Origin of the sequence: Chitinibacter fontanus, assembly GCF_013423785.1 — a bacterium.
Classification (GTDB): domain Bacteria; phylum Pseudomonadota; class Gammaproteobacteria; order Burkholderiales; family Chitinibacteraceae; genus Chitinibacter; species Chitinibacter fontanus.
In genome coordinates, this window is the sequence record NZ_CP058952.1 from 3,011,379 (window position 1) to 3,029,254 (window position 17,876).

12 protein-coding genes are annotated in these 17,876 nt (G+C 50.6%); 3 read left to right on the forward strand and 9 right to left on the reverse strand.

Annotation, left to right across the window (positions count from 1 at the left end; all coding sequences use genetic code 11):
* Positions 1-18: 18 nt before the first annotated feature.
* From HZU75_RS14405 to aroQ, 9 genes are all read right to left on the reverse strand, one after another.
* Positions 19-3,903 (reverse strand): DUF3683 domain-containing protein, encoded by a 3,885-nt coding sequence (locus HZU75_RS14405; RefSeq protein ID WP_373279615.1) that lies wholly within the window; start codon positions 3,901-3,903, stop codon positions 19-21.
* A 132-nt stretch (positions 3,904-4,035) separates the two neighbouring features.
* Positions 4,036-5,610 (reverse strand): tetratricopeptide repeat-containing diguanylate cyclase, encoded by a 1,575-nt coding sequence (locus HZU75_RS14410; protein WP_180306699.1) that lies wholly within the window; start codon positions 5,608-5,610, stop codon positions 4,036-4,038.
* 21 nt (positions 5,611-5,631) lie between these two features.
* The gene (locus HZU75_RS14415) at positions 5,632-6,645 is read right to left on the reverse strand and encodes a tetratricopeptide repeat protein (RefSeq protein ID WP_180306700.1); all 1,014 of its coding nucleotides are present in this window, start codon (positions 6,643-6,645) and stop codon (positions 5,632-5,634) included.
* Between the two features lie 66 nt (positions 6,646-6,711).
* Positions 6,712-7,866 (reverse strand): iron-containing alcohol dehydrogenase, encoded by a 1,155-nt coding sequence (locus tag HZU75_RS14420; protein WP_180306701.1) that lies wholly within the window; start codon positions 7,864-7,866, stop codon positions 6,712-6,714.
* A 99-nt stretch (positions 7,867-7,965) separates the two neighbouring features.
* Positions 7,966-8,979: a tetratricopeptide repeat protein gene (locus tag HZU75_RS14425; RefSeq protein ID WP_180306702.1), complete on the reverse strand. Its 1,014-nt coding sequence runs from the start codon at positions 8,977-8,979 to the stop codon at positions 7,966-7,968.
* Between the two features lie 160 nt (positions 8,980-9,139).
* Positions 9,140-10,852, reverse strand: a complete 1,713-nt coding sequence (locus HZU75_RS14430; protein ID WP_180306703.1) for a chitinase — start codon at positions 10,850-10,852, stop codon at positions 9,140-9,142.
* A 304-nt stretch (positions 10,853-11,156) separates the two neighbouring features.
* Complete coding sequence (accC, locus tag HZU75_RS14435) at positions 11,157-12,527, reverse strand: acetyl-CoA carboxylase biotin carboxylase subunit (protein ID WP_180306704.1); 1,371 nt, start codon at positions 12,525-12,527, stop codon at positions 11,157-11,159.
* An 80-nt stretch (positions 12,528-12,607) separates the two neighbouring features.
* Complete coding sequence (accB, locus tag HZU75_RS14440; protein ID WP_180306705.1) at positions 12,608-13,069, reverse strand: acetyl-CoA carboxylase biotin carboxyl carrier protein; 462 nt, start codon at positions 13,067-13,069, stop codon at positions 12,608-12,610.
* A 55-nt stretch (positions 13,070-13,124) separates the two neighbouring features.
* Complete coding sequence (gene aroQ, locus HZU75_RS14445) at positions 13,125-13,577, reverse strand: type II 3-dehydroquinate dehydratase (protein ID WP_180306706.1); 453 nt, start codon at positions 13,575-13,577, stop codon at positions 13,125-13,127.
* 215 nt (positions 13,578-13,792) lie between these two features.
* On the opposite strand from aroQ, the gene queA reads away from it, so the two are divergent.
* The 3 genes from queA to HZU75_RS14460 all read left to right on the forward strand — a co-directional run bounded on the left by queA (position 13,793) and on the right by HZU75_RS14460 (position 17,839).
* Positions 13,793-14,824 (forward strand): tRNA preQ1(34) S-adenosylmethionine ribosyltransferase-isomerase QueA, encoded by a 1,032-nt coding sequence (gene queA, locus HZU75_RS14450; RefSeq protein WP_180306707.1) that lies wholly within the window; start codon positions 13,793-13,795, stop codon positions 14,822-14,824.
* Between the two features lie 343 nt (positions 14,825-15,167).
* Positions 15,168-16,280, forward strand: coding sequence for a tRNA guanosine(34) transglycosylase Tgt (tgt, locus tag HZU75_RS14455; protein WP_180306708.1), 1,113 nt, complete (start codon positions 15,168-15,170; stop codon positions 16,278-16,280).
* A 191-nt stretch (positions 16,281-16,471) separates the two neighbouring features.
* Positions 16,472-17,839 (forward strand): HD-GYP domain-containing protein, encoded by a 1,368-nt coding sequence (locus HZU75_RS14460; protein WP_180306709.1) that lies wholly within the window; start codon positions 16,472-16,474, stop codon positions 17,837-17,839.
* The last annotated feature ends 37 nt before the right edge of the window (positions 17,840-17,876 follow it).

Below are 17,876 nucleotides of genomic sequence, written 5' to 3' on the forward strand. Positions count from 1 at the left end.
TACAACAGTATCGCGAAATTACAGCAAGACGCGCTCAATACCGCCGTTGCCCGCTTTGGCTACGTACTCTGGCATCCAGTTTTGGCCTAGCACTGATTTGGCAATTTCAATCACGATGTAATCGGCTTCAGTGCCCGAATCATCGTTATAACGGCTTAGGCCCTGCATACATGATGGGCAAGAAGTCAGGATCTTCACAGGCGCTTTAGCGTCGCCTGCATCTGCGCGCAATTTAGCCGCGCCTTTTTCCATCTCTTCTTGCTTGCGGAAACGGACCTGAGTCGAAATATCGGGTCGCGCTACGGCAAATGTGCCCGATTCACCGCAACAACGATCGTTCAGATCAACACGTTGGCCCATCAGCTCGTTGGCGACGTCGATGCCTTTGTACGTCTTCATCGGCGTATGGCATGGTTCGTGATACATATACTGGGTACCGCTCACACCTTCAAGCTTGACGCCTTTTTCCAAGAGATACTCATGGATATCCAACAGGCGGCAACCAGGGAAGATCTCCTCAAAACGATATTTGAGCAGCTGATCCATACACGTACCGCAGGAAACCACCACGGTTTTGATGTCGAGGTAGTTCAGCGTATTGGCCAAGCGATGGAAGAGCACGCGGTTTTCCATCGTGATCTTGTCACCTTTATCCTGCTGGCCGCTGGAAGTTTGCGGGTAGCCGCAGCATAGATAGCCCGGTGGCAGCACCGTGGTGGTGCCCACATGCCACAGCATGGCTTGCGTGGCCAAACCCACCTGGCTAAACAGCCGCTCCGAGCCGCAACCCGGGAAGTAGAACACCGCTTCGTTCTCTTCGTTCAGGCGTTGCGGGTCACGAATCACCGGTACGATATTGCTATCTTCAACATCGAGCAGCGCGCGCGCAGTTTTCTTCGGCAGCCCACCTGGCATCGGTTTATTGATGAAGTGAATCACCTGCGCTTTGATCGGTGCTGTGCCCAGTGTCGATGGTGGCTGCTTGGTCACGCCTTTTAACAGGCCAAATTTCTTCGCCAGCGAATGACCTAAACGTTGGGCTTTATAACCCCAACCGATCATCAGCGCGCGCATCAATTTGATCGTGGCCGGATCTTTTAAGGTCAAGAATGTCATACCCAGCGCAGAGCCCAGGTTGAATTTCTTTTTACCTTCTTTGCGCAAGAAGTTGCGCATCGCGACCGATACATCACCAAAGTCGATCTTCACTGGGCATGGGTTCACGCAGCGGTGACATACCGTGCAATGGTCAGCCACGTCGCCGAGCTCTTCAAAGTGTTTCAGCGAAATGCCACGACGTGTTTGCTCTTCGTACAGGAACGCTTCGGTCAGCAGACCTGTTGCCAGAATCTTATTGCGTGGCGAGTAAAGCAAGTTGGCGCGTGGTACGTGTGTGCTACACACGGGTTTACATTTCCCGCAACGCAAACAGTCTTTAACCATATTGCTGATGCTGCCAATGTCCGATTGCTCCAGAATCAGCGACTCGGTACCGAGCAGGCTGAAAGAGGGCGTATAGGCATCGGTCAGATCGGCACCTGGCATCAATTTGCCTTTGTTGAAGTGGCCGTTTGGATCGACTTTTTGCTTGTACGCCTCAAACGGCGCGAGTTCGTCACGCGTTAAGAATTCGTACTTAGTAATACCAATGCCGTGCTCGCCCGAAATGACGCCGTTCAGATCACGAGCGACTTGCATAATGCGCGCCACCGCGTGGTGGGCGCGTTGCAGCATTTCGTAGTCATCAGAATTGACTGGCAAGTTAGTATGCACATTGCCGTCACCAGCGTGCATATGCAGCGCAACCCAAGTGCGGCCTTTCAATACTTTCTGATGTAGGGCGTGAATCGCATCCAGAATCGGCTTGTCGGTGCGGCCGCTAAACAGTGTTTCCAATTCAGTGAGCAATTCGCGTTTGTACGAAATGCGCAGCACAAAGTCACGAAGCGCGTGGAAGACGCTTTGCGGTAGCTCATTGGCATCGACGGCTTTTTCTAGCGGCATCTGCGGGAAGGCAGTTTGGTACAGCTCGAAAGCATCGTCCAGATTACTGTTGATCCAGTTCCAGTGTTTGCGCGTTTGTTCAATAAAGGCTAGCGCCGACTCGCGACGGTCGCCAATCAGTACATCGTGGCTAACAGGTGCATCGCTGGTGTCGAAAGGCAGACGGCCTTGGGCGAAGAAGTCGCTCAGATGATCCAGCAATTCGAGTTTGTTATGAATCGACAGCTCGATATTGATGCGTTCGATCGCGTCCGAATACTCGCCCAAACGTGGCAATGGAATCACCACGTCTTCGTTAATCTTGAACGCATTCGTGTGTTTGGCAATCGCGGCAGTGCGCGCACGATCGAGCCAGAATTTCTTGCGCTGCTCAGGCAATACCGCAACAAAGCCTTCGCCGCCACGGGCGTTTGCTAGCTGCACCACATGGCTAGTGGCTTCACCGAGGGCTTTTTCATCGTCCGATACGATATCGGCGATCAAGACCATTTTCGGGCGGCCTTTGGATTTGGCTTTGGTGGCGTAACCGACAGCGCGCACATAGCGCCAATCCAAATGCTCCAGACCGGCTAATTGTACGGTTGGGTGTGCATCCAGATAGTTTTTGATTTCAACAATCGATGGCACCGCGCGGCTAACTTCGCCGAAAAACTCTAGGCAGACAGTACGGATGTGATCAGGCATGCGATGCAGTACAAAGCGCGCGCTGGTGATCAAACCATCGGTACCCTCCTTCTGTATGCCCGGCAAGCCAGCAAGGAACTTATCTGTCACGTCTTTACCCAGGCCTTCTTTGCGGAAGGTGGTGCCTGGAATCACCAGTGTTTCGACACCCAATGGGGTTTTGCCATCGGGTTTAAATTTGCTGATGCGGAAAGTGGCTTCTTTGGCGTCGTGGATTTTGCCCAGATTGTGATCCATCCGCTCAATGAACAACCAGTTGCCGTCTGGGTCGACCATTTTCCAGCTCACCAGATTGTCGAGCGCGGTGCCCCACAAAACGGCTTTTTTACCGCCAGCATTCATCGCCACATTACCGCCAATACAGGAGGCATCGGCTGAGGTCGGATCGACGGCAAACACGAGGCCAGCGTCTTCAGCGGCTTCCATTACGCGGCGGGTCACCACGCCTGCGCCGCACTGAATGGTGGCGACTTCGTGATTAACGCCCGGTATGCGCATTTTCTCAACGCCCTGATGGCGATCGAGTTTTTCAGTGTTAATCACCGCGCTCAATGGGGTGAGTGGCACCGCGCCACCTGTATAACCCGTACCACCGCCACGCGGGATGATGGTCAGACCTAGCTCGATACAGGCCGCAACCAGCGGGGCCATTTCAGCTTCGGTATCGGGGCACAGTACAACGAAGGGGTATTCAACGCGCCAGTCGGTGGCATCGGTGACGTGCGATACGCGCGCCAGACCATCAAACTGGATATTGTCTTTGCGCGTTAGCGAGCCCATTTTTTTGAGCACTTTTTTGCGCAAAATGGCGACATCACGGAATTCACGCTCAAACTCATCCACGGCTTGGCGGGTGCGCGCCAGCAGGATATTGACGCGTTCGTTGTCCTGACGGCGTTTCTCGATTTCCGATAGCCGATGATGCATGGCTTCAACCAGCAGTTTCAGACGTTTATTGTTTTCCAATAAATCATCCTGCACATACGGATTGCGCTTAACGACCCAAATATCACCCAAAACTTCGAACAACATGCGGGCCGAGCGGCCGGTTTTACGTTCCTGACGCAGTTCATCGAGCACGCGCCAGCCATCGTGGCCGAGCAGACGAATCACAATTTCACGATCAGAAAATGAGGTGTAGTTATAGGGGATTTCACGCAAGCGTTCATGCGTGTGAGCGAGGGTCGTGGCGGTTTGGTCGGCCATGAAGGGCATCTCCGGCGGGAAATACGACTAAAGACCGAATTTTAACGGAAAAACGTCAGGTAAAACTCGCAAATTTAATAGGGATATGGGAACTAACCCGTATTTTTTTGATTTTAGGTCAGAAAAAATCCAAAAATAGCATTAGCAAACGACCAGGTTACGTCCAGCTTGCTTGGCTCGATATAAATTCTGGTCTGCCCGTTGTACCATTTGCGTGAGGCTATGGTCATTTTGAAATTGTGTGACGCCGATACTGATTGTGATTTTCAGCTCGTGCTCAATTTTATCCCAAGACCAATTTTCTACCATCCGACGTAGGCGTTCGGCCACATCGCGAGCTGGCATGCCATTACGGGATGGCAGCAGAATTATAAATTCCTCACCCCCCCAGCGGCAGACCAAATCATCTTGCCTGCAGCCTGATTTGAGCAAGGCAGCAACCTGGCGCAAGGCATAATCTCCAACGAGATGTCCCCAGCGGTCATTGATTGCTTTGAAATAGTCAATGTCGAGCATCAGCAGTGCCAAGGGTTCACGGTGCTCTGGATTTGATACTAGCAAACTCGCACTACGTAATTCAAAGCCACGCCGATTAAACAAGCCAGTGAGCGGGTCTTGCGAGGCAATATGTTCGCTTTGCTGGCGCGCTTTGCGCTCCTGATCATTCAATTCGCGTAATGTCGCATTTTCTAAACGGGTTTTCTCAGCATCAAGCTTGGCTTCCATAATATGCAAGCGTTGCGGGGAAGCCTGTCGCAATAATTGATAATGATGCTGGTAGCCTTGCTGGTGCAGTTTTAATGCTGTGACATAGTCTCCGCGCTGCTCTAGTGCATCTGATAAAGCAAATTCAAGCTGAAATATTAAATGCGCAGCACCAATATTTTCTGCGGCACTTAAGGCTTGTGAAAAGTAATCGATTGCGGCGTCTATGCGGACTTCTTTGCGGGCGAGTAAACCTAAGTTGTACAGGTTGTGCGCTTCACCCCATCGGTTATCATGACTTTGATTGATGCCACGTGCTCGCTCAAGAAGTGATCTCGCTAAAGGAAAATCTCCTTCGGCTAGTGCCACTGAGCCTAAAGTACCCATGGCGGCCGCTTGATATTCAAGGTTATGCACTTCTTGGGCGTATACCAAGGCTTGCTTCAAGGTGTTTTTAGCATTATCGAGCTGCCCTAATTCGAACTGATCGGCCCCGATATTGATTTCGATGGCAGCTAGAACGGCCTTATCTTGGCACTGATAGGCATAATCGCGGGCTTTCAGATGATGATTGAGGGCATTGTAAAAATCATCATGCGCAAAATACAGTTGGCCCAGCCCAATCTGGCCTTTGATATAGATATCCTGTGCGTTGATTTCTAGGGCTGCATCCAGACATTTGGCCCAAGCATCGAGTGCGTTATCGTAGTCGCCAATCGTGTAGCTGGCGCGTGCAATTTCCTGCAGACAATCTGGGATAAGAAATTTTGCCTGGTGCAGATTAGCCATATAGAGCGAATGGCGCATCAGCGACAGGCCTTCATCAAAATTGCCCTGTAGTGCGATGACACTACCTTGAATAAAGATCGCTTCGGTAAACCCTAGTTCATCTTTGAGCGTAATTGCGTACATTGCTGCTTGCTGTGCACAGGCCAAAGCTTCTGCGCTATGCTCGCGTGAAAGAGCGCGGGCACGTTGATTTAAATTGCGAATATCTTGATGAGTGGTCATGCGAATGGCTCGGGCGCTGATTTATAAGTAGTCCAGCCTTAATTCCATAGTCTCCAGATCACTTTCCAGTGTGCTGGCCAGCAGTTGCTTGCGCAGGGCATGTTGTAAATTGTCGTGGCCCTGAGCAATATCGGCTTTACCTAGCTGACAATAAATATCGGCTAAAGCTTGATGAATTGTATATTGCATATGAATAGCGCCTAAACCGCAGGCTTTGTTTAAGGCTTCGACTAATTGATCGCGAGCCAGGTCGATTAAACCGCTGGCGAGATACACCTTACCTAGCGTAACCATAGTGCTGGCCTCACCCCACTGGTTAATGTGCATGCGGTTAATTTTAAGTGCCACCAGCAGGCTCATGCGCGCTTTGTCATATTCTTGGCGTAATAGTTGGATTTGTCCGATTAGAGCGTAAATTTCCGCTTCGTTACGATAATTTTGATCTGCCTTTACCAGCGGTAACGCCCCTTTGAGGACCACATGCGCTTCGTTGAGCTGATTGCAACTAATCAGATCAACTGCAATGTTTATCAAAATCGCAGCCTGAAGTTGATAATCATCGGAGCTGGCAGCAAGCTCTTCGGCGCGGCGGTGGTGGGCTAGGGCAGATTCAAAATGTTCGTGCGCGTAAAATAGTTGCCCCAAACCAATATGGGCTTTGATCCGGGTATCCAGAATAATGGCCGAGTCAGGCAGCGTCAGGCAGCGTCGCCAGAAATCATGGGCTTTGCGGTATTCACCCATGGTGTAATAGGTACGAGCAAAGGTTTGCAGTAGTTCGCCTTCCTGGGCTCCGATCGGGTGTTCAGCCGCAAGCTGGTTAATTTCTTCTAGGTAGCCCAGCACCTCGCTGTAATGGCCGAAGTCATAAACGCAGTGAGCCATGATGCATAGCGCGCAAGCCTCTAGCTCTGGCAATTGCAATTGTTGCGCATGTTTGCGAGCTTCAAGTACCAGGGCAAGTGCTTCTGTACTTTGCGAGTGCAACAACTTGCGTGCTTTGGCCAATTGGCGTTGTAGTTCTGCCTCGGTCATTCTACCAATGTCGGTGTGCGTCAAAGCGCCAGAATACCACTGTGCCCTAGGTTACACTGCAATGACTTAGGCGGCTGTGATTAAAATGGCACGGCAATCATCGGGTGTTAGGTCTTGCTTTTCACCCAGCTTTAGTCGCTGATGGCGAATCAGTTGTGCGGCCACCCCATTGGCTGCTTCATCGGCATCAATTGAATAGGCGCTTAGCTGTGTGGGTAGGCCCATTTGTTGGAAAAAGTCAGCTGTTTTGTCGATCGCTGCGTTGGCAACTTGCGCGTCGCTGCCATTCAAACCCCATACCCGACGGCCATATTGCGCCAATTTTGCCTGTTTGCTCTGGAGTCGATAGCGCCACAATGCCGGCAGAACAATGGCAAGCGTGCGCGCATGATCAAGCCCGAATAATATTGTGAGCTCATGCCCCATAGCATGGCTGGCCCAGTCTTGTGGCTGGCCAAGCCCAACCATGCCATATAGTGCTTGATTGGCTGCCCACATCAAGTTTGCACGCGCGTCATAATTATTTGGCTCTGCCAGTGTAATGGGGCCAATCTCAATCAGTGTTTGTAAAATGCCCTCGGCTAACCGATCTTGCACACGAGCTTCATTGGGGTAGGTCAGGTATTGCTCGGTCGTATGCACAAATGCATCAACTATGCCATTGCCAACCTGCCTTGCAGGCAGAGAATAGGTGAGGGTTGGGTCCAAAATAGCCAGCTTTGGAAACACCAGCGGATTTTTAAAAGATAATTTGTCATTTGTTTCGCGCCGGGATATCACGGCCGCAAAATTGCTTTCTGATCCTGTCGCTGGCAGCGTGAGTACTGCGGCAAGGGGGAGCGCTGTGCTAAGCGGTGTTCGGTTACCAATAATGAGCCAGCAATCGCCATTATGTGGAACGGCTGCGGCTACAAATTTGGCGCCGTCAATCACTGAACCGCCACCGACTGCAACGATATAGTCCAGCTGCTCGTTACGTGCAAATTGCACGGCCTGCATTAGGGTTTCAAATTCGGGGTTGGGTTCAATGCCGGAAAACTCACGCCAATGGTGCTGTTTTAATGCAGAACAAATCTGATCATATGCCCCATTGTGCTTGATGCTGCCCCCACCGTATAACAGCAATACTCTTGCTTGAGCAGGGATTAATTGCGCCAATTTGGCAATTTGGCCCGCGCCAAATTCGATTTGACAGGGGTTGTGAAAGCTAAAGGCATGCATCGCGGTATCCTAGTGGCTGGGGTTCACATATGGGATAGTTTAAGCGAGGGGTATTGCCCTGTGTGTATTTTCTTTCTTAGGGTTGATATAGATACAGCACTAGGTATTTTCGAGTTGGGCTTCGAGTTGTTGTAAACGGGCAAAAATCGCCGGCGTGCCTAAACGATTGAAATGTTCCTGATACAAGCGATGGTGTTTTTCTGCCATCGCATGATTATCAATCTGGCCATAAGCACGGGCTAGCACCGCATGCACGACATGGACTTTTCCGGTGCATTCATATTTATTGGCCAGCGCCAAGGCTTCCTGAAAAGACGCGATGGCTTCGTCGTGGCGTTGTTCTGCTTGTTGAATCTTGCCGGTCACTATTTTCCAACTTATTTCACCCCAGGCCCAGTAGCGCTCCATACTATGCCCGCGCTCCAGCAGTTGAGTGACTTCATCGAGCTTATCTTGCGCTAGCAGCATCAGTGTACGATATCCGAGAATTTCGCCAACATATTCGTAATGCTTGAGCTCTTTGGCTAATTGCTCTGCTTCATCAAGATAGGGTTCGGCCTCATCATGGCGCTCAAGATCACAGAGATCTGCAACCAAATTGATTAATAAGCGGACATACAGATCGGGAGCAATACTGTCATTGACCCATTTGAGTGCATTTTGATGGTGACGCAGCGCATCACTGGGCATGTGAAATGCAAAATAAAGCTGTCCAAGCGAGATATAGGTATTTACGCGAGTTGCAGCCGAAAACCCTTGATTTTCTAAGTTGAGACAGTCGCTCCAGTAATCGATGGCAGTGCCAAAATCACCAATGGTGTAATGCGCGATACCGATGTGATACAGCAAATCACCCCGTTGAGTTTCTAGGTTTTCTGTTTCGGCAATAACTAAGATTTGGTGCAGCAAAATTAGTGCATCGTGGATACGTCCAAATGCAGTCAACATTTCAATTTGTTGATTGATCACCGCAATGCGCAGCGCAGGCTCGTCATCAGCTTGTAGCAAAGCCACCGCTTCTTCAACCAGGCGGAGTGACTCGGCAGGAACGACATAAATCAATGCTTTGCTTTGATCGTAAAGCTCTTGGATGCGCTGAAGGTTGGGATTCATGATTTAACTGCCAGTGAATGCAATACGATAGCGCTTTCTAGGGTCTGATTCAATGTAAATTTCAATGCCTTGACGATAGGGGCGGGTAAGAAATAATAATACGCACGTAAAAAACACCCCGGGGATGCCGAGGTGTTTTTACGGTTAAACCGAGTGCAGTTTAGTTCGGCAGCGCTTTTAGCGTTGCTGAGGTCGGTTTAGAGAAGTTGTAGCCATCTTTTTTATCCCAATTGATCGACCAGGTCATTACGCCGCGATAGTCTGGATAGGCTTTACTTGGTTTGATTGAGCCGCAGTTTTTCAATTGAGTCAGGCAGGTGAGTGAGTCGCTGACCACCTGATTGGTGACGAAGCCTCCGTTGGCAGAAGAGCGGCCGCTTGGTACCCCAAAGGCTACCTGATCAGGGCGCAGGCCTTTAAATTCCCAGCCAGTTCCGCCTGAAGTTTTGAAGCCTTCGATCAACATCAAAGAGCCACCAACGAGCGCATCAACCGTGCCTTCATTGAGCGAATTAGCCGAATATGGGCTGTAAAGACCGCCGTTGTTGTAATACTGAACATGAATGATGTTCAAATCATTACGTAGGCCGTCGATAATTGGCAGGTAAGCACCCCAGATGCCCGAGTAGGCTACGTAACCACCTTGAACATAAGGGTGCTCAGGTGCCATAGACAGGTAGAAATTAGGGCCAACTTTAGCTTTTAGTTGTTTCACTGCCGAGATCAGATTATCAATAATCGGCGTGCCCAATACCACGCCGGCACCACTCTCTAGATCCAGATCGATCCCGTCAAAACCATACTTGGTGATGATTGCATACAAGCTATTTACAAAGTTCTCAACGTTGGCTTTGGTCGAAAGGGTCATGCGGCCTTCTTGACCACCTAGCGAGAGCACTACTTTTTTGCCTTGGGCACGTTTGGCCGCCACATCTGCAATGAACTCGGCTTCGGTACCCGCATTTTTGTCCAGATTGAAGGCTACTGCGCCATTGCCTGCATCATCGGCAAAGGAAATCATGATGACATCCCATTCTGGTGCTACATCGCGAATGCGATAGGTATCACCCGATGGATTCGTGAAGTTGTGCCAGTAGCCAATCAGCGCATGTTTTGGCAAGCCATTGGCATTTGGCGTTGGGGTTGGCCCTGTTGGGGTCACAACTGGTGTCGAGGTTGGTGTTACGACTGGGGTTGGTGTAGGGCTAAGTGTTGGCGTTGCCGTCGGCGTGTTGGTTGGTTTGGCGGTAGGTGTTACTACTGGCGTAATAGCAGGGCCGCAAGTGGTCATAGCACTGGCCATCCCTGGGATTGGTGATGGGCAGACAATGCCAATTGGTGTTGATGAAGGGGTTGGGGTGATGGCTGGCGTTGGTGTAATGACGGCCGAACCAACGAGTTTCCAAGGACCCCATTCATTGGCGCCTGGGACATCGCCTTGATTCCACCATTTAGCTTCATAAATCAAGCCATTATAAGAAACACGCTGACCGCCAGTGTAAACGGCTGCTTTATCCCAAGTGCCATTGGCTGGCGCAGTGGTGATGACTGGACTAGTACTTGGTGTGGGGGGGAGTGTCACCACTGGGCTTACAGTTGGCGCTGGAGTTGGTGGTACACCTGGCGTTGCCGTCACAGTGCTGGTGCCGACTTCTTTCCACAGTGTTGGGGTAGAGGCTGGATTCCAATTCGCACCAGTGAATGCAGTATGTGTAACTAAAGCAGTGTAGGTTTTGCCGTTGTAATCGACCTGTGTTCCTGCGGTGTAGGTATTACCTTCTTGCCAATTTGCCGCATGCACGCCGGCAGCTAGCAGCAAACCACTTAGTAGTACCGCAAGGCGGCTACGGCAAAATAATTTACCTTGAGACATTTGACTCACTCCATCCATCGGTTATTGGTGGCGGTTTCGTGACTGCCGCCGCTATGCCCTGACTTTATATTCAGGTGTAGCGATGCTAGGACGATTTGTATTTAATGACAATGAAGTCAGTTACAGCGTCAGCATATGGTGTTTTTCTAATAAACTGATCAAAGCTAGTTGTCAGTTAATCGGCTTTGTGGGTGGGGGTATGTGTCTGTACTTTAGAACAAATAAGCCCTTTGGATTTATACGTGTTTAGGTATAGGGGCGAAAAAAAAGGGCAGCAGAGCTGCCCTTTTTAGGGTGTTGCAATTTAGGCTTTTTTGCCTTCGATTGCCAAGCGAATTTCTTCCATATGGTGTTCCAGATAGTGAATGCTGGTACCACCTTTGATAAAGGCTTTGTCCAATAACAATTGCTGATGCAAAGGAATATTGGTTTTGATGCCTTCTACCACCATTTCCGACAGGGCAATGCGCATGCGCGCCATCGCTTGTTCGCGCGTATCACCGTAAGTGATGATCTTGCCGATCATGCTGTCGTACGTTGGCGGAATCGTGTAGCCCTGATACACATGCGAATCAACACGCACGCCTGGGCCGCCTGGCATATGCCATTTGGTGACTTGGCCGGGGCTAGGGATAAACTTCACTGCATCTTCGGCATTGATACGGCATTCAAACGAGTGGCCTTTGAGCTTCACGTCTTCCTGCGTGTAGCGCAATGGCAAGCCTGCAGCAACGCGGATTTGTTCCTGCACAATGTCGATGCCGGTGATCATTTCAGTCACTGGATGCTCAACCTGTACGCGGGTGTTCATTTCGATGAAATAGAACTCGCCGTTTTCGTACAAGAATTCAAACGTACCTGCGCCACGATAGCCGATCAAACGGCAAGCCGCAGCACACGCCTCGCCAATGCGTTGACGTTGTTCTGCAGTCACGCCCGGTGCCGGTGCTTCTTCGATTACTTTTTGGTGGCGACGCTGCATTGAGCAGTCACGCTCGCCTAAGTAAATCGCATTGCCGTGCTGGTCAGCCAGAATCTGGATTTCAACGTGACGTGGCGTTTGCAGGAATTTTTCCATGTACACCATTGGGTTGCCAAAGAATTGGTTGGCTTCCTGCTTGGTGAGCGCAACAGATGACAGCAAATCTTCTTCGGCGTGTACCACGCGCATCCCGCGACCACCACCGCCACCGGCGGCCTTGATAATCACTGGATAGCCTACTTCACGACCGAGCTTGAGGATTTCTGCCTCGTCGTCAGGCAAACCACCTTCCGAGCCAGGCACGCATGGCACGCCCGCTTTTTTCATCGCATCTTTAGCGGCAACTTTATCGCCCATGATGCGGATTGATTCAGGTTTCGGGCCGATAAAGACGAAGCCAGACTCTTCAACGCGCTGTGCAAAATCAGCGTTTTCCGACAAAAAACCATAGCCCGGGTGAATCGCTTGTGCGCCGGTGACTTCGGCTGCGGCGATCAGTGCCGGTACATTTAGATAGCTTTGTGCGGAAGGATTTGGGCCGATACACACTGATTCGTCGGCCAATTTGACATATTTGGCTTCGCGGTCAATTTCTGAGTGGACAACGACAGTTTTGATGCCCATCTCGCGGCAGGCGCGCAAGATACGCAGCGCGATTTCACCACGATTGGCAATGAGTACTTTTTCAAACATATACAAACTCCGTGAGGAGTGAGCTTTGAGTGCAAGTGCAGACCGCGGGGGCGTTCACGTGCACATCACGCATCACAGAATTAGCCAATAATAAACATCGGTTCGCCGTATTCAACCGGCTGACCGTTTTCAATCAAGATTGCTTTCACTACGCCTGAGTGCTCGGCTTCGATTTCATTGAGCAGCTTCATCGCTTCGATAATGCACAATGTATCGCCAGCATTCACAGATTGACCCACTTCAACGAAAGATTTCGCGCCCGGGCTAGATGAGCGGTAGAACGTGCCGACCATAGGCGATTTTTGTACATTGCCTTCAACAGCGGGTGCGGCTGCTTCGGCTGCTGGCGCGGCAGCAGCTGGTGCAGGGGCTGCAACTGGTGCGGCAGCAGGGATGTGATATTGCATTGGTGCTTGCATGAAGCCTTGATTGGCTACACTGCGAGTGATGCGTACTTTCTCTTCACCTTCTGTGACTTCCAATTCGGCGATGCCCGATTCTTCAACCAAGTCGATGAGTTTTTTAAGTTTACGCAGATCCATTGATGCAATCCTCTCTGTTATAAGGTGGAGACTGAAGCTTTTTGAGCTTTTAGTGTTATTGGGTTTTTAGCTTTTTAATCGCAAAGGTGAGTGCAAACTCGTAGCCTTGTGCGCCTAAACCGCAGATCACGCCAGTAGCGAGATCAGAAAAATACGAACGATGGCGAAATGCTTCCCGTGCATGCACATTAGATAAATGTACTTCTACAAACGGAATTTTTACGCCAGCTAGTGCATCACGTAGCGCAACGCTGGTGTGCGTAAATGCAGCTGGATTGATCACGATATACGCAATGCCTTCGACGTAGGCTGCATGGATTCGTTCAATGAGCTCGTATTCACGATTTGACTGAAAGGTGGTGACTTCCACCTGATGGTTTTTCCCTAGCTCGATCAAAGTTTGATTGATGCTATCGAGCGTAGCGTTGCCATAGTGCTGCGGTTCACGCAGCCCAAGCAAGTTCAAATTGGGGCCGTGCAGAACCAGGATTTTGTCGTTAGACGACATAAAGCAATCCTTATATTCCCTGTGAATCGTCGGAGTTTGCCGCAACTTCGGCGAACTTGTCCAGAAAAAGCAGTGAAAATATTTTAATTTCTGCTGGCTTACAGGCGGAACTTTTGCTGAAAAATTTTGTTACATCAGGATTGGCGCGGGTTACATAGGGTTTTACTGTTATAATTCCCGCGAATTTTCACCTTGGCTTACGGCGTGCAAGTGCAATGCAAATTTCTGATTTTGACTACCATTTACCCGAGCATCTGATTGCGCAGTTTCCACCTGTCACACGCGGCACTAGCCGCTTGCTGCACGTGGATGGTGCAAATCTTGCAGATCGCGTTTTTACCGAATTGCCCACATTTTTGCAAGCGGGTGATGTGTTGGTATTTAACGATACCAAAGTCATCAAAGCGCGATTGTTTGGTGAAAAAGCCAGTGGCGGCAAAATCGAGGCGCTGATCGAGCGTGTGCTAGACCAGCATCAGGCGCTTGCGCACATCAAGGCTTCCAAAGCGCCCAAGCCCGGCACGATTTTGCACTTTCAGGGCGGCTTTACCGCCGAAATGACCGAGCGCCAAGGTGATCTATTCAAACTGGATTTTTCCGACGCTCACGCTGATCTGACAGTATTGGATATTCTGGAGCAATCAGGTTTACTCCCGCTTCCGCCGTACATTACTCATGTACCTGACGAGGAAGATGCCAAGCGTTATCAAACCGTGTACGCCCGCGATCCCGGTGCCGTAGCGGCACCAACTGCTGGGCTGCACTTTACCGATGAGTTACTCGAACAATTACGCGCGATGGGGGTTAAAACGCAGTTTTTAACGTTGCATGTCGGCGCGGGTACATTTATGCCGGTGCGTGTAGATAATATTGCCGAGCACGTAATGCATCACGAGCGGTATAAAATCCCTGCTGATACGCAAGCCGCAATTCGCGATGCTAAGGCCGCAGGTAAACGCGTGATTGCGGTGGGTACTACCTCGTTGCGCGCGCTGGAGGCCTCATCACAGCAAGGTTTGTTGGCAGAGCCTGAGGGTGATACCAATATTTTCATCAAGCCAGGTTATCAATTTCAAGTCGTTGATCGCTTGATTACGAATTTTCACCTGCCAAAATCCACCTTGCTAATGTTAGTTGCAGCCTTTGCTGGGCACGATACGATGCGCGCCGCGTACGAACATGCAGTTGCGCAGCAATATCGTTTTTTTAGCTATGGCGACTCGATGTTGCTAGAACCGCAGCGCTAAAGATCGTTCCTACAACAAGCTAAAAGGCGAAGCGTGGTTCTTCGCCTTTTTTGTGCCTGCTCAATTTGATTGCGCTGAATGATCACAGCAGTGAGTGCTACTTAATCGTTTGAAGTGGTGGTTCAAGTCTTCCAGTGTTTTCGTGCTATCAATAGGCGTGACTTGTCACTAAATGTGTTCAGAGTGTGCATTCCGGCAGATAAAAAAACGAGAATTCACGCAGCCTGCGGTCTAATGGTTTGTTTTTATTGCGTAATATTCAACTTGCCAGCTTAGGCCTAGCCCGTTAATCTTGCCGCCTCGCGCTGGACTGTGTATCTGGCTGCTTTTTTTGGGAAATCTCATGCAATTCGAACTAAAAACCACCTCCGCCGGCGCGCGCCGTGGCACGTTGACCCTCAATCATGGCGTCGTGCAAACGCCGGTGTTTATGCCTGTTGGCACTTACGGTACCGTCAAAGCGATGACGCCGCGCGATTTGAACGATATTAAAGCGCAAATTATCTTAGGCAATACTTTCCACTTGTGGCTGCGCCCGGGTTTGGAAGTGATTGAGCAATTTGGCGGTCTGCATCAATTTATGGGCTGGGATAAGCCGATGTTGACCGATTCGGGTGGTTTCCAGGTATTTAGTCTGGGTGCGATGCGCAAAATCACCGAAGAAGGCGTCAAATTTCAAAGTCCGATTAATGGCGATAAATTATTTCTGACGCCCGAAGAATCCATGCGCATTCAGAAGGTGCTCAATTCCGACGTCGTGATGATTTTCGACGAATGCACGCCGTATCCGGCTGATCATAAAACTGCTGCTGAATCGATGCGTCTGAGTCTGCGTTGGGCCAAACGCTCGAAAGACGAATTCAATAAGCTGGAAAATCCAAACGCGCTGTTTGGTATTGTGCAGGGCGGGATGCATGAAGACTTGCGCAATGAATCGCTGGCGGGTCTGAACGAGCTTGATTTTCACGGCATGGCGATTGGCGGTTTGTCTGTCGGCGAGCCCAAAGAAGAAATGGAGCGCATTCTGGCGCACACTGCACCGCAATTGCCGGTGAACAAGCCACGCTATTTGATGGGCGTTGGTACGCCGGAAGATTTGGTGTATGGCGTGAGCCAAGGTATTGATATGTTCGATTGCGTGATGCCAACGCGCAATGCACGCAACGGCATGTTGTTTACCCGCTATGGCAATGTGAAGATCAAAAACGCGCATTACAAAAAAGACACGCGCCCGCTCGACGAAAGTTGTGATTGCTACACCTGCCGCAATTTCAGCCGTGCCTACTTGCATCATTTGTTCCGCAGCCAAGAGATTTTGAGCTCACAGCTCAATACCATTCACAATCTGCATTACTACCAAGTGATCATGCAGGAAATGCGTGATGCGATCGAAGCTGACCAATTCCCGCAATACGTAGCGAAATTTAACGCTGATCGCGCACGTGGCGCTGATTAATCTGCCTGAAAGTATTTCAACTCAAACAGCGACCTACGGGTCGCTGTTTTTATTTGGGGTATCTAGCTGTAGCTATTATTTAATATAGTCTACATAGTAATACGGTAGTAGGTATATGGATGCACTACATGTTCGCTCGCTCGCGGCGTGCGATTGTCTATTCTAAAGACTTAACTCATCAGGGTAACGCAATGAGCCAATCTCTAAAGCTTGCTGAATTGCTGGGCGCTTTGTCCTATGCGCTGGATATGACCGAAGGTCAGCCCGAAGGGCATTGTGTGCGCTGTTGCTGGATCGGCGTGCATATCGGCAAGCAGATCGGCATGAGCGAGCAGGCCTTGTGGGAGCTGTATTACACGCTGCTGCTCAAAGATTTGGGCTGTAGCAGCAATGCAGCGCGAATTTGCGAGCTATATCTCACCGATGACCAAAGCTTCAAGCGGGATTTCAAGCTGGTCGGCACCAATCTGTCGCAAGTGCTGGGCTTTGTGTTCGAGCACACCGGGCGCAATGAAAGCTGGACTAAACGACTGACTGCCATCTTAAATATCATGCGCAATGGCGACACGATTGCGCAGGAGCTGATCCAGACGCGCTGCGATCGGGGCGCGCGAATTGCACGGCAATTGCGCTTTCCCGAATCGGTGGCGCTGGGCATTCATTCGCTGGATGAGCACTGGAATGGCGGCGGGCGGCCAGATGGTTTGCAGGGCGCGGATATTCCGCTTAATGCCCGCATCGCCTTGCTGGCCCAAGTGATCGATGTGTTTCATTTTTCCAATGGCCGCGATGCCGCTTTGGCCGAGGTGCGTCACCGCACCGAAGTCTGGTTTGACCCCTTGCTGGTGGCAGCGTTTGAAGTGGTGGCCAAAGACGCCGCGTTTTGGCAGACGTTGAGCGATCCCGACATCGCCAGCGCTGTGCTGGAGCTGGAGCCCGCGCAATTTACGGTGCCGCTCGATGATGAATATATGGATGAAATTGCGTCGGCATTTGGTCAGGTGGTCGATGCCAAAAGCCCATTTACTGCTGGCCATAGCGAGCGCGTGGGGTTTTATGCAGATCTAATCGCGCAGGAATTAGGCCTGGAAGACCGTCGCCGTAAGTGGGTAAAGCGTGCAGCGCTATTGCACGATGTTGGCAAGCTCGGCGTTAGTAGCAGCATTTTAGAAAAGCCTGGCAAGCTCACTGATGACGAGTTTCGCGCGGTGCAGCAGCATGCGCGCTTAAGCGAAGAAATTTTGGGCAAAATCGCGCAATTTGCTGATTTGGCATTTGTGGCTGGCTCGCACCACGAGCGGCTCGATGGTAAAGGCTACCCGCGTGGCTTGAGTGCGCCCGACATTCGGCTGGAAACGCGCATTATCACCGTGGCCGATATTTTTGACGCCATCAGCGCGGAGCGCCCCTATCACGCCGCCAATTCACCAGAAAAAACCATCCAGATTATGAGCGGCATGGTCGGCAATGCCATTGATGCCGATTGTTTTGCCGCGCTCAAGGCGGTGCTAGAGCGTGAGTTGGCTAGTGCGCAGCAGGGTAGTGTTGCAGTTGTGTGAGTTTGGTGTGGCGCTTGTGGTTTGTTTGACTCAAATC